Raw genomic sequence first — 13,892 nt, 5'->3', positions numbered from 1 at the left:
CCTTAAGAGGGTTTCACCTCGATAACGTATGGAAAGACAAGTACACCTGCATCCTCAAAATTGAACTCTGCCCATAGCTTATATGTTCCGGCTTCCGAAAAGTGCGCATCAAATATTGTCTCGTTATCATTGTTCGGATGAATATGAACATAATGTTTAGCATGCTCGTCTACTGCGACAACATGACCAAGCGCGCCAAGATAGGTTTTAGGATTTTCGCCATGTAAATTAAACACAAGCGATGATTCTTCTCCTACCTTAGCGTTAACAGGCTCTAAGGTTACTTTCTTACGGTTTACAATTTTCGTTTTATTATCAGCATCTGCATCTATTGATGCTTCTTTTGTTTCAGTTTTTTCTATTCTTAATGGAATGGGACTCACAAAATAAGATTTTTCTATTGGTTTTATGTCCAGAAATACGATGTACTGGTCACTTTTCAATTCTTGTCTTACTACATATACTCCCTTGCCCTTTGCTTCGGAGTGCACATGATGATACTCTTTCAGATCTTCTGAAACAATGATGATATGCATGTCTTTTTCATGAGCGATAGCCAACTCCGGTGCATGTCCTTCATCATCTTCCAGTTTAATTGTAATCGTCCCTTCAGAATAAGAAACCGTAGCAGTTACTTCTGATGCTGCCGGATCTCCTTGCATGTGGTTATGATGATGGTGTTTCATATCCGTTTCCTCCTTCATTTTCTTCCGTTTTATTTTGTGCAAACACAGAACTAATTCATTCTAGAAAGAAGATCTTGCTTAAATTTATCAAATTTTCTTGACCACTTTACAATTTACTATACCACGGTATGGTATTCAAGTATTTCAACTTCTCTTTTATATTTCCTAATTTATATGCCTCAAACTGAAGTTGAACAGTTAAGGACAAGATCTGTAATTGTCTTAATTTCTAACTAAACTAATATCATTCCCCAATCAAAGTACAGGGTATTATAAGTTTCTAAAAAAATTAGAATTGGTAACTCGAGCATCAAAACAATCATCATTAATTACTTCGTTAAAAGCCCTTAAATCAGTGCTTCTGATTCAGGTGCTTTTCGTTTTTAGAGTACCTTAAAAGAAATTATAGTTTTTACCTAACCCCTCAGATACTGATCGAAATAAAAGAGGAGGCAGAAAAATGTCTGTTAGTTAAGAAGAGTGTGTGGATGCCTGCTTAGAGTGTATAGCTGCTTGTAATAGTTGTTATAATGCCTGTTTGGAAGAAGAAAATTTAAAGATGATGGTAACCTGTATCAGAATGGATAGGGAATGTACCGACATTTGTGCTTTAGCTGTCAAAGCAATGCAAACGAACAGTCCGTTCATCTCCCATATTTGCCAATTATGCGCTGAGATATGCGAGGCTTGCGGTAATGAATGCAAAAAACATGAAGCAGAACATTGTCAGAAATGCGCAGAGGCATGCTTCAAATGTGCAGAATCTTGTTATCAGATGGTAACTAACTAAGCCAAAAAATCCGAGCCAATATGCAAAGGCTTTTATAGGCATTTGCATGGGTTCGGATTTTTGAATTCCAATTCCTGTTTATACCGACAAGACGGCATTATATTCCATCTATACTGCTAACTGTTCTTTAAGATTATCTATTCCGTAGCGGTTAATAAATTTGAAAAACGGCTCTCTCTTCTTGCCATGCTCAGAATAGATATCTATCAATCTTTCAACCACTTGGTAAAGATTTTCGGGGTCCAGCTGCTTCAGGAATAACACGCCTGTTTTGGCATCCTTACCTTTTGCTTTTCCCCCAATGTATAAGTCATATCCGTTTTTTAATTTCATAACGCCAATATCATTGACTAAGGGTTCCCCGCAGCCAATAGGGCAACCTGTATATGCCGGCCTTAAGGTAAAAGGAACAGATTTACCCGCTATTCTTTCATTTAGCTCAATGGCAACCGGCATTCCCTCTTTTTCTGCACCTTTACAGAAATTACAAGTTCTAAGACTCTTCACAAAATTGCCTACCGGATAACAAGATAATCCTGCTTCTCTAAATTTCTCTTTAACCAAGTCCATTTCGTTTTCAGGCACATTAATATAAAGTTGCTGAAAGGTCGTCAACTCCAGTTCATCTCCAGCATCCATATACGCAGCAATCACATTCAATTGCTTGGCATTTAATTTTGCACCAAACGATATGCCACCATTAACGGCCAATTTTATCTTCTTATCTGCTTGTTCCATATCAATACCCCCATCCTTATGTATTTAAATTTAATTGTATTTTAGAGGATCACCATCAAATGAATTATCTGCGACCTTTATCGAGCCTGTAGGACACCCTTCGAATGCGTCCATCATTTCATCGTGATAAATCTCAGGAATCGGTATTATTCCTTCGTTCTCATCCCATACAGCAAATGCTAAACCTTCATCATCATAATCATATATATCCGGAGCAGCTGCTCCACATGCTCCGCAAGCAATGCAAGTTTCTTTATCGACTATTGTAAAGCTAGACAACGATATGCTCTCCTTTCACCAATGTTTACTCTAATACACCTAAGAAAGTGTAGCCTTATACTTAAGGACCCACCTGTTTAAAAAGCCATGCAGTGATATCTGCATGGCTTCATCTACTACTGATATCATAGTGCTCTTACCGCTAAGGATTGTTATTTTGTCAATTCTAACTTGTAAACAAACTGTAACCTAAGATGACTATACCAAGATACACTACAGCCGAAATTGCCCAAATCATAATGCTTCGTTTTGGATTCATATGCTGCTCCTTCTTTCTGTAGTTATGCTTTTAACTTTGTCCGTTGCAATCTTAAGGCATTAAGTACAACAGATACAGAGCTGAATGCCATCGCTGCTCCTGCTAACCAAGGAGCCAATAGACCTACCGCTGCGACTGGAACGCCCAGACTATTGTACGCAAGTGCCCAGAAAAGATTTTGCTTGATATTGGTGATTGTCTTCTTACTCATAAGAATTGCATCAGCAATGCTTGTTAGCTCCCCACGAATCAGGGTGATATCGGCAGCTTCCATGGCTACATCGGTGCCCGTACCAATTGCCATCCCGATATCAGCAATAGCTAGAGCAGGTGCATCGTTTATTCCATCGCCCACCATCGCTACTTTTTTCCCAGCAAGCTGAAGTTTTTTCACTTCTTCGGCCTTGCCTTCTGGTAGCACTTCGGCAATGAATTGTTTTATGCCAACTTGCTCCGCTATAGCTTTAGCTGTTTGCGTGTTATCTCCTGTAATCATCACTACATCCAAGCCCATGGTATGCAATCGTTTGATGGCTTCTTTTGATGTTTCCTTGATTGTGTCCGCGACGGCAACTATACCAGCATAGTGTCCGTCAATGGCAACTAGCATTGCCGTTTTGCCTTGCTTCTCCAACTGCTCCATTTCGGCTAATACACCTTGTACAGGAATGTTATGTTTCTGCATTAGTCTGCGTGTGCCAATGAATAACTGCTTCCCGTCCACAGTTGACTGAATACCGTATCCAGGAATGGCCTCGAAGGTTTGAGAGGATCCTAGCGTAATTCCTTTTTCCTTGATGCCTTCAACGATTGCTTCGGCAAGCGGATGTTCTGAATTTCTCTCAGCGTTCCCTACAAGCGTAAGAAATTCTTTCTCATCTATACCTTCTGCCAACACAACATCTGTCAAGGATGGTTTACCGTTTGTAACTGTACCTGTTTTATCAAGAATAATTGTATCCAAACGATGCGTGGTTTCAAGATGTTCTCCACCTTTGAACAAGATACCGAATTCAGCTGCACGACCAGAACCAGCCATGATGGAAGTCGGTGTTGCTAAACCGAGCGCACATGGGCAGGCAATAACCAGTACGGCAATGAATTTTTCAAGTGCCTCAGCGAAATCTCCAGGGCTTACTGCGAAATACCAAATAAGGAAGGTTACAAGTGCAATTCCGACGACAATTGGTACGAAAATACCTGAAATCACATCAGCCAGCCGCTGGATAGGTGCTTTGGATCCTTGTGCTTCTTCGACCACTTTAATGATTTGTGCTAACGCTGTGTCTTTCCCAACCTTTGTTGCTTTTATTTTCAAGAAACCATTCTTATTGATGGTCGATCCAATCACGCTTTCCCCGATGGATTTATCGACCGGAATACTTTCACCGGTTAACATGGATTCATCAAGTGCTGACTGCCCTTCGACTATTTCACCATCAACGGGTACCTTTTCTCCTGGTTTCACGTACACGATATCCGCTTCCAAAACCTCTTCAATCGGGATAATCATTTCTTTTCCGTTACGGAAGACTGTTGCGCTTTTTGCCTGCAAGCCAATCAGCTTCTTGATAGCCTCAGATGAGCGTCCCTTCGCTTTAGCTTCGAATAATTTACCTAAAATGATCAACGTAATAAGAACAGCACTTGTTTCGTAATAAAGCTCGACCGTATGCGCATGGGATCCAATGGACTCGATGCTCAAATATAATGAATAAAAATAAGCTGCCGATGTACCTAAAGCCACCAGTACATCCATGTTTGCACTCTTATTTCTTAAAGCCTTGTACGCTCCCACATAGAACTGTCTGCCTACGATGAATTGAACAGGAGTCGCTAGGGCGAATTGTACCCATGGATTCATGAACATGTCAGGCAGCCAAATAAAAGAAGTAAATTCAAAGTGGCTTACCATTGCCCATAATAATGGAAGTGACAAAATTAATGAAAACATGAATTTCCCTTGCTGCTTCACAATCTCTTTTTGGCGATGGTCGATTGTCTCCCCTTGTGTTTCCTGTTTTTGTTCAAGAGTATATCCAAGCTTTTTTATCGCTTCCTTCATATCGGGAGGCGAAACTTGATCTGGATAATAGTCCACCATTACGGATTCTAATGCAAAATTAACAGTCGCTTGCTCTACACCATCCAACTTATTCAAACGTTTTTCGATTTTATTCGCGCAGGCTGCACAGGTCATGCCTGAGATATCGAAGTCGACTTTATCCGTTACAATGTTATATCCCAATGATTGAACCTTTTCCTTAAATTTCTCAATGTCAGTTACATCTGCATCATACTTGATATTTGTTTTCTCAAGGGCGAGATTAACGTTGGCCTCTTCTACACCTTCGACCTTGTTCAGCCCTTTTTCAATCCTTGTTGCACATGCTGCACATGTCATTCCAGTGATTTGGAGAGTTGCTTCCTTTTGACTCAATATTCTCACTCCTATCCCCGTATACCCAATAGGGGTATTTTTTATTGTAAAAATCAGACCGTGCTTTTATGATAGGCACGATCCGATAAGAAAGTTCATTCTAATATTAAGCTACGTCATAACCCTGTTCTTCAATTACTTCCTTGATTTCTTCAAGGCCAACTTTATCTGAATCATAAGCAACATCTACTTTTGCTTCGTCCAGATTTACTTTTACAGTGTCCACACCATCGAGTTGACCTACATTTCCTTCTATAGAATTAACGCAATGAGCGCAAGACATTCCTTGTACATTGAGAGTTACTTTTTCCATTATAAATTCCTCCTTAGTGAAGTTTGCTTCAATATCATTATGTTAACATACCCCTATAGGGTAAGGAAGCGTTTTGAGTTATTTTGTGATTTTAGAGATAGTAGTCAAGAATTCCTTTACAATCTCGGTATCATCTTGTTTCAACCGATCAATTACACAAGTATTGATGTGACTTTCTAGCAGAACCCGAGATACAGAATCTAATGCTGCCTGTGAAGCAGATATTTGATGTAAGATGTCATCACAATAAGCTTTTTTTATGATCATGTTTTTAATGCCTTTAACTTGACCTTCTATTCTGTTCATCCTCTTGATGAGCTTATCTTGTAACTCACCGGAATAATTCCCGTTTTTCTCTTGAGTATCACAGCTTTCATCGTTGAGCATCATCAAGTCTCCCAAATCTATCACCTCTCCTTGTATATTAAACTGTTGTGCCGATTCAACAACTTAAATATACAATACCCCCGTTAGGTATGTCAACCTATTAATATAAAGCCAGCATCCAAATAGCTGGCTTTATATTATGAGGAAGCTTTAGAAAATCTTTTAAACACTTCCATCAATTCCTCGATGGCTTCTTCTCCATCTCCATCCTTTATCGCATCAGATACACAATGGTGTGTATGTTGTTCCAATAAATGAAACCCCACTTTATTCATCGCTGCGTTGATAGCAGAAATTTGAGTAAGAATATCAACACAATATCTGTCATTTTCAATCATGCTTTGGATACCGCGAACCTGACCTTCTATCCGTTTTAAGCGTTTAATTAACTGATCTTTATCATTTGTTGATCTATGGGTTACTTTTATTTCATCAGCATTGTTCATGAAATTCACCTTCATTTCCTTAAGGATATATACAAATATCTCCTTATACTCTACGTGGGTACCATATTATTGTACCATATTATAAATGATTTAGACTAACCCAGAGATCGGATTCAGCATTCTGGAAATATTCCTTATTTCTATGATACTGTGTCCCGACCAATTAGGAACTATTCGAATATTTATTTGTTTACTAGCAAACTTAACGATGTTATGTGTTAAATAATAAACGTTAGATCCTATATAGAACAATCTCCCGGTAAAGCTAAAGCGAGTGGAAGAAGAGCAAGAGCGTTTTGTATATCTACACTAAAAATAACGCCTCGTCCTAATTGACTTTTGCTGCTTCTCCTTAGAAAGGTTTTTTTCTCTTGGAACCCCCTTTTAAATATGTTCAAAAGAATTATTAGGAAGATGATACAATACGTCATTTAACGTCGCTGCTTAAACCTCTTGTATAGATAGACTAATTTATAAGAAATATGCAAAATAAGGTTGAGGGTAAATACACTGTTATTCCTTTAATCAAAGAGTGAATTCTCACTTTAGATTATAAGAGAGTTTTCAGGATTAAATAGAGATGTATTTGATGCATTCATATCTTTTAATCAGAAAACTATGAAAGCTGGAGCTCTGAGCGTAAAAGAAAAAGAATTAATTGCTATTGCAGTGGCACATGTTACGGGGTGCCCATATTGCATTAATACTCATGTCAAAAATGCTAAAAAAGCACGAGTAACTAAAGAAGAAATGGCTGAAGCCATTATGGTGGCTACAGCTTTAAAAGCTGGTTCTGCTCTAGCTCACGGTGTTAATGCTCTTGTTGCTTATGACGAATAACTTGTAAATTAATTTATACTCAATCTACATTGCTGCCAACATGTCTTAAGGATAAGATTTAGGTTTTGTTAATATAAAGAGGCTTGCATGGAAACTGCAAGCCTCTTTATTCATTCTATTCTTTGTATGGAGAGGCACCTACAATAGTAAGCCGCCTTCTTTTTATACGCTTTCATATTGTTGATTGTAACCTCAATATGTAGTGGTTTTAAAGTATTCCATTCTAACTTGGAATTTATTGGTAATTAAAGCAAACTGTTTATTTGATTCTCATACTGAACAAAATTCTTGCGTTTTGAAGTTTGTTCATTAACTCTCCTAACACTAAAGGCATGAATACGATACAATACCGGATTCATGCCCAGAGCGTTTCCTAATGAAATAATATGTCTAACTTTCTGAGTACTTCAGATGTATGCTGCTTTTTAGTTAGTGCGTGTCTGGATATTAGTTTTTGGTTCCATTGTGTTAATCTTTGGCTCGATTATAGTAAACAGGAGGATAAATGTCATGAAAGAGCTAGCTGATAGGAATGTAAAAACTGTATTCCAGTTAAATGTATCCAGTAGTAATCCTACTATAAAGGGTGCAAATGCTCCACCAAGAGATCCTCCCGTATTTATGATTGAGGCTGCCAATGGCAGCTTTTCTTTAGAGGTGATGCCCATGGGATATGCCAAGAATGTAGAGTAACCAAGATTCAGCAAAATACCAGTTGCTAAAAGTAGAGTACCCAATAATGCAGGACTATTTGGAGCATATAGCAATGCATACATACTAAATATTGTGGAAGCAGCAGTCACAATCATTAAAGGCTTTCTTCTGCGATTGAAAATGTTATCCGACATCCAACCTCCAATTATATTCCCTATAATAGCTCCTATCCACGGCGTAGATGCGACAAATCCCATCTCCATAACAGAATATCCCTTAACATCTACTAAGTAGGTTGGGATCCATGTCATGATTGCATACACAATACCTACCATGAAAAAATATCCAAGTGTACAACCCCATATATTCCAAGAAAGAAATATCTTTTTGTTCGTATCAAGAGCAGGCACATTTTTAGTGCGGATAACCTTATCTAGCCAATTAAGAGAGAGATTATTTTTTTTCTTAGAATCTTTATTTTCAGTTGAGATGTTTTCCGACCTTATATAATCTACTTCACGTTCGGAAGCATATTTGCTTTCTTCTGGAGTGTCTTTTACTAAAAAGAACCATAATACTGCAAAAATCAATCCTGGTATGGCAAATAGATAAAACACTTCTCGCCAACTAAATGCGAGAATAATAAAGGCACATAGCGGTGGCACAATAGCAGGTGCAGCTTTCATTGCAGACATATAGATACCTGTGGCAGTTCCTTTTTCTTTTCCAGGAAACCACCGGTTAATTGTTGATATAATACCAACTGGCAATGGTCCTTCAGCTAAGCCTAAAATTAATCTACCTATTTTCAACTGTAGTGCAGATCCAGCCGTCCCCATAAAGAAAGTAGCAATTGACGTTAAGATCATAGAAAAAGAAAAGATTTTTCTTGTTCCAAATTTACTATAAATAAATCCGGATGGTATTTGAATAACGGTATAAGTAAGATAAAAAAGCGTAGCCATTAGACCAATATCTGTATTACTTAACTCAAAGTCATCCTGTATATATGGTATTACAACGCTTATATTTGACCTATCTGCACCAGCTATCATGTAAGTGATAAAAATCAATACCATTACCACCCAGCGAAAGCGAGTCTTTTTAGGTTTTGCTTGCTTCATACGAACCCCTCCAATTCAGGCTATCCAATTTATCTTGTACTTTCGCCCAATCTCATTCAAATTTTTTACTAAATCTAATGAAATCAGTCTCCCATTTTGCTCTCGATCTTATGATTTCTCTTGTTAAATTCCACCAGGTATATAGATTCTGTAGTATGCTTCCATCAATTTAACGTTGCGGACCTCATTTTGGTCCTCACATTCCGGATTTATATAATGTTTTATCTAAAACTCAAAATGTAGGTCCATGTTTTATCTTAATGCGCTAATCTATTTCAGGAGATTCAAGAGTTTAAAACAAGAATGATACAAAAGATTGAACGGTCATTAATAAAGAAATCGCTTTCACAAGGTCAGCCTAGCGGTATATTCTAATTTTTTCTAACCGTTTCATATAAATGCCTACTCTGCTTACTCCATGTGAATCGATACCTTGAGACCTCGTAAATTAGCAAGGACAAGGTGTCGGGCAATTGTAGAAGCTTCTTCCTTTGGTAAACCTGTTGCAATAAAGATATCTCTAATAATGAGTTTCAGGTCATTTTTTGCTATTTGAAGAATAGTGTTGTTCAATTATTTCACAGCCCTTGCTTTGTAAAGTTTCATCCACCCAAGAACGACCCCAATTCCCGTTATATATAGACTCGATCACAGATTTTTCTTTAGTTTGAATTTCTTGAGCTTTAAACAAGATATCCTCTGCATCTGATTTTGGTATAACTACAACACCATCATCATCTCCAACAACGATATCACCAGGTGATACAGATACATTACCGCAGCTTATAACTGTATTAATCTCTCCCGGTCCTTCCTTGTACGGTCCTCTAGGAGAGCCGCCTTTTGCAAATACAGGGAACCCCATTTCAGCAATGCTATATAAATCTCTTACAGGCCCATCCACTATAAACCCAGCAATATTTTTAGTTTTAGCGTAATGGCACATCAGCTCTCCTAAGATTGCATTTCCCATATCGCCACAAGCATCAACAACTATAACATCACCTGGTTTTGCTAAGTCCATCGCTTTATGAACCATTAAATTATCAGAAGGATGTGTTTTAACTGTTAAAGCGCTTCCAAAAATATGTGTGCCAGGTTTATTTACACTCTTAATACCATGGTTCATGGCATTCATACGTCCCATCACGTCACCTATATTAGATGTTGCGATTCCCTCAAAGCTCTCTACAACACTTGAGTCTAAGCGATTAAATTGAGAATAAATCCTAAAACCGACATTTGACATAACAGCCCCTCTTTTCTTTTATTAAGATTTATATTTTTAAACTGTGATTAAATTGTTTGCATTTTTTCCTGCTTCAACTTTATTTATGTTATCAAAAGTTAACCGCAGAACTGTTTCCAACACGTCTCTTGTTCCTCCCGCAATGTGAGGAGTTGCCACAACGTTATCTAATTTTAATAAAGGATTATCAACCTCTACAGGTTCTGAAGCCCATGTATCAAGAGCTGCTCCGAGTAAACGGTTACATTTAAGCGCGCTGGCTAGTGCATCTTCATTAATAATATTACCTCTTGCTACATTAATTAGGATTGCTGATGATTTCATCAAATTTAATTGCTCATGGCTTATTAAGTTTCTTGTCTCCGGTATTAAAGGAATGTGTAGACTGACAATATCTGCCTGAGCTAATAGTTCATTGAATGCTACATATTGAATCCCTAATCTTTTTTCTTCTTCTACAGGCAATTTGTATTTATCATAATAGATGATTTCAGTACCGAATGCTTTAGACAGTTCTGCTACTTTTTTACCGATGTTTCCTATACCGATAATTCCGTGTTTTTTACCATTCATTTCAAACATTGATGTACGATATTCCCACATCTTCCATTCTCCACTCTTAGTGTGACGATCTAGAAGATTTAGCTTTCTGTATAGACTTATTATCAATCCAATTGTTAGTTCTACAACACTGTTAGAGTTTGCACCCGGCGTACTTGATACTTTAATGTTAAGTTTATCTGCTGAAGCTAAATCAATATTGTCAACTCCACTGCCGGTTTTCTGAATCAGCTTCAAGTTGGGTGCCTTCTCCATCAATTCCTTTGTTATTGGATAAGATGCAGTTATGAAATAGTTAGCCTTACTAAGTGCAATTTGCTTTTCTTCCTCATTCAAATTATCCCAATAAATAACATTCATATCATTATCTTTGTACTTTTCGATGATTTCTATCGTCGCGGTGAAAGCTTTTTCAAAATATATAATATTGCATTCCATGGTGTTCTCCTCCATTTCATTAGACAGAATAATTAATTAACCTTATATTAAATATTGAATTCAATGTTGTAAAACTAATTATTTGATTATTAATTACCACATTTTTCGTTATTTAGGGGTGAAGTAGTGGAATTTCATTCGAATTCAATTGAAACGTTCCTTGCTATTGTACGTGCACAAACCATTAGCGGAGCTGCAGGGGAGTTGCATGTAGCCCAAACAACTGTTAGTCAGAGAATAAAAGTACTTGAAAAAGAATTTGGTATAAGGTTGTTTGAACGTGGAAAAGGAATAAAAAAAATAACCCTCACTCCAATGGGCGAGGAATTTTACAAGTTAGCAGAAGAATGGATGAGGATTGAACAAGAAGCCAATTTATTAAGAATACAGGGACCACGACTTTCATTGAATGTAGGAACAGTGAATAGCTTTAATGCTCTAATTATACCTACAGTGGTAACAGATTTAATAAGCAACAAAACTCCATTAAAACTTCAAATCTATACATCGCATTCAGATCAGTTATACTCGGAAATCGAAAAAAGGTATCTTGATGTGGGCTATTCACTAAAGGAAAGAATTCATCCAAATGTTACTGTTGAAAAGTTTTTTACGTCACCTATGGTAGTACTGCAATCTTCAAATGTCAGTGAATACTCCGATGAACATCTACACCCGAGGGATTTAGATCCTGACTATGAGCTATTCATGCCGTGGGGGCTCGAATATCAATCTTGGCACGATTATTGGTGGAGTAGTTCTATAAGTTCACAAGTTAAATTAGACAGTACTCATCTCCTTCTCCATCTTTTAAAAGGATCATTGTATTGGGCAATTGTCCCCAAAAGTTTAGCTGATTTAGCACTAGAGAACGGAACATTTAAAGTAAGTGGCTTGTCATATCCACCTCCTGACTACACTGTTTATAGGCTTACGCATGTAAAGCAATCTTCTTTAAAGAAACAATCAATAGAAATATGGAACAAAACCTTTTCAACATATTTTTAATGCTTACTTATATATTATTTCTAATATCAACGTTTCGGATATTAGAAACGTGCCTTTTTAGTTTTGTAAATACGCAAATTCCAATATAGGTTAGGTCATTATTTTATTTACCTCTATCCAACTAGATACATTACACTCACCCCCCTATTAGAATGTAATGGGGGGTGTGTATATACATTTCACCGATGTTATTGCATACGTTCTTCTCCTTCTGCAATTGAGAGAGCAGTGTCTGATAGGTTCTGTTTTCGCTGCATATCAGCCACAAACTCGTTAGATTCCGTCCCATACACATCCTGCTCATTATGAAAGCGCGTGTTCCACCATCGTCATTCACTCTCGCTTTTTTAAAACATTGCTTTATCTCCAGGCACTCATACCGCCTTTTACATTATAAATCTTGTTAAAACCGTGTTTTTTCAGTATTATGGCCGCTTTTGCACTTCGCATACCGCTTTGACAGATTACAACGATTTCTTTGTTTTTATCTAACGTCTCCAATTTAGCTGACAAATTGGACAGCGGTATATTCATAAAAGGCTTGCTGCTATATCCGTTATATTCACCCGGTGTACGCACATCGATGAATTGTACGCGCTTATCCTTCCCCTTATTTTTTGCTTCCTGCACAGTGATATTCGTAATACCCTTCACTGGTATTATTCGGCTCACAAAAAATGCAACAATCAAAATGATTAAAATCCATGTAATATAAGCTCAACTCCATTCTTTAATCTTTTTTTCCATAGAAGAGAAGGGAGAATTCACTCCACTTCTTCCTCCTGAACGGCAAACCATATAATAATGCTCATTTTTATCCAATTCGTTCAGACGATCCGGTAATTGTCCTAATCGTATGCTTTGCATCTGGTATTTTATCCTCTGCTACCTCTGTATCTTCCCTTACATCGACGATATTAATTTTTTTCTCCTGAAGCTAGTTTTTTTCTAAGTTTGCTGCTGTGATTTCTTTCAAAGCAAAAGCCTCCCTTTTTTATCGTCCTTTTCTTTTGCATGGACAGTTATTTACTTGATAACTGGCAATCCTATATCTTATGCTTGCCTTGATTTTAATCACACTGTCCACTATTATATAACTAATTTACTAGTCAACTTAGAAAGTCAGATGTTCTATTGAAAACTAATAGCTCCATCTTTAATATAGATTACAACTCACTCTATCCGATCAATATACAAATTAGAGAGCAAATAAAGTGGTTGATTGGTAAAAGGATTATTAAAACCCGGTGAATCTCTCCCATCAACTAATCAGCTTGCATACCATATACGAGCAATCCTCATCTTCCATTTGCAGAGCATTCCATGAGGACGCTGCTGATCTAGGTTATGATGTTGAACCAAAAAAATAACAAGTCTCAATTGATGTAAACTCTACTTCTGTTGAAGAACTCAATGAAGAGATCAACCCGCGCGGATATTGTCGTGACAAGAGCGACTTATACGATAAGGTGAAGAACTTTTCCAAGGATGACCAAAAAACAATCATTTCTGTTGGTTCTACTAAAGATGTTTCGCTCTTGCTTAAAATGTTACGACACTAACTTAGGTGTGCGATCCAAACAAAAATAGATGTAAAAAACACCTTATAGTAATCGCGGCCAAGACATCCGACCGGACCTATGAGGTGTTTTTTTAGCTTTTGTCCTTTAAGGATCGTAC

At 37.4% G+C, this 13,892-nt stretch carries 14 protein-coding genes; 3 read left to right on the top strand and 11 right to left on the bottom strand.

The window, feature by feature from the left end:
* Positions 1-2 precede the first annotated feature (2 nt).
* Positions 3-686 (bottom strand): hypothetical protein, encoded by a 684-nt coding sequence (locus ABXS78_RS07445; protein ID WP_366249554.1) that lies wholly within the window; start codon positions 684-686, stop codon positions 3-5.
* A gap of 484 nt (positions 687-1,170) precedes the next feature.
* Between ABXS78_RS07445 and ABXS78_RS07440 the strand changes: the two genes are divergently transcribed.
* Positions 1,171-1,476 (top strand): four-helix bundle copper-binding protein, encoded by a 306-nt coding sequence (locus ABXS78_RS07440; protein WP_366249553.1) that lies wholly within the window; start codon positions 1,171-1,173, stop codon positions 1,474-1,476.
* Between the two features lie 108 nt (positions 1,477-1,584).
* Here ABXS78_RS07440 and ABXS78_RS07435 read toward each other — a convergent pair whose 3' ends face one another.
* The 6 genes from ABXS78_RS07435 to ABXS78_RS07410 all read right to left on the bottom strand — a co-directional run bounded on the left by ABXS78_RS07435 (position 1,585) and on the right by ABXS78_RS07410 (position 6,338).
* On the bottom strand, positions 1,585-2,214 hold the full coding sequence (locus tag ABXS78_RS07435; RefSeq protein ID WP_366249552.1) for a nitrite reductase: 630 nt from the start codon (positions 2,212-2,214) through the stop codon (positions 1,585-1,587).
* Between the two features lie 30 nt (positions 2,215-2,244).
* A complete protein-coding gene (locus tag ABXS78_RS07430) occupies positions 2,245-2,493 on the bottom strand; it encodes a ferredoxin (protein WP_366249551.1) in 249 nt (82 codons plus the stop codon).
* Between the two features lie 281 nt (positions 2,494-2,774).
* A complete protein-coding gene (locus ABXS78_RS07425) occupies positions 2,775-5,195 on the bottom strand; it encodes a heavy metal translocating P-type ATPase (protein ID WP_366249895.1) in 2,421 nt (806 codons plus the stop codon).
* 103 nt (positions 5,196-5,298) lie between these two features.
* Complete coding sequence (copZ, locus tag ABXS78_RS07420) at positions 5,299-5,505, bottom strand: copper chaperone CopZ (RefSeq protein ID WP_095232591.1); 207 nt, start codon at positions 5,503-5,505, stop codon at positions 5,299-5,301.
* A 78-nt stretch (positions 5,506-5,583) separates the two neighbouring features.
* Entirely contained in the window at positions 5,584-5,907 is a 324-nt protein-coding gene (locus ABXS78_RS07415) for a metal-sensitive transcriptional regulator (RefSeq protein ID WP_366249550.1), read from the bottom strand.
* Between the two features lie 122 nt (positions 5,908-6,029).
* Positions 6,030-6,338 (bottom strand): metal-sensing transcriptional repressor, encoded by a 309-nt coding sequence (locus ABXS78_RS07410; protein ID WP_095232838.1) that lies wholly within the window; start codon positions 6,336-6,338, stop codon positions 6,030-6,032.
* 549 nt (positions 6,339-6,887) lie between these two features.
* On the opposite strand from ABXS78_RS07410, the gene ABXS78_RS07405 reads away from it, so the two are divergent.
* Positions 6,888-7,178: a carboxymuconolactone decarboxylase family protein gene (locus ABXS78_RS07405; RefSeq protein WP_366249893.1), complete on the top strand. Its 291-nt coding sequence runs from the start codon at positions 6,888-6,890 to the stop codon at positions 7,176-7,178.
* Between the two features lie 425 nt (positions 7,179-7,603).
* Here the strand turns inward: ABXS78_RS07405 and ABXS78_RS07400 are convergent, their stop codons facing one another.
* The 3 genes from ABXS78_RS07400 to ABXS78_RS07390 form a co-directional block, all read right to left on the bottom strand.
* Positions 7,604-8,956, bottom strand: coding sequence for an MFS transporter (locus ABXS78_RS07400; RefSeq protein ID WP_366249549.1), 1,353 nt, complete (start codon positions 8,954-8,956; stop codon positions 7,604-7,606).
* A 538-nt stretch (positions 8,957-9,494) separates the two neighbouring features.
* Positions 9,495-10,205, bottom strand: a complete 711-nt coding sequence (locus tag ABXS78_RS07395) for an RraA family protein (protein WP_366249548.1) — start codon at positions 10,203-10,205, stop codon at positions 9,495-9,497.
* A gap of 36 nt (positions 10,206-10,241) precedes the next feature.
* Positions 10,242-11,204 (bottom strand): 2-hydroxyacid dehydrogenase, encoded by a 963-nt coding sequence (locus ABXS78_RS07390; RefSeq protein WP_366249547.1) that lies wholly within the window; start codon positions 11,202-11,204, stop codon positions 10,242-10,244.
* A gap of 126 nt (positions 11,205-11,330) precedes the next feature.
* On the opposite strand from ABXS78_RS07390, the gene ABXS78_RS07385 reads away from it, so the two are divergent.
* Positions 11,331-12,212 carry a LysR family transcriptional regulator gene (locus ABXS78_RS07385; RefSeq protein WP_366249546.1) on the top strand — a complete coding sequence of 294 codons (882 nt, stop codon included), beginning with the start codon at positions 11,331-11,333 and terminating at the stop codon, positions 12,210-12,212.
* Positions 12,213-12,572: 360 nt separating this feature from the next.
* Here the strand turns inward: ABXS78_RS07385 and ABXS78_RS07380 are convergent, their stop codons facing one another.
* Positions 12,573-12,902 carry a rhodanese-like domain-containing protein gene (locus ABXS78_RS07380; RefSeq protein ID WP_366249545.1) on the bottom strand — a complete coding sequence of 110 codons (330 nt, stop codon included), beginning with the start codon at positions 12,900-12,902 and terminating at the stop codon, positions 12,573-12,575.
* Between the last annotated feature and the right edge of the window lie 990 nt (positions 12,903-13,892).

This window comes from Terribacillus aidingensis (genome assembly GCF_040703035.1).
Classification (GTDB): domain Bacteria; phylum Bacillota; class Bacilli; order Bacillales; family Amphibacillaceae; genus Terribacillus.
Note: the sequence above shows the minus strand (reverse complement) of the source record. Positions and strands in the feature narration are given on the sequence as shown.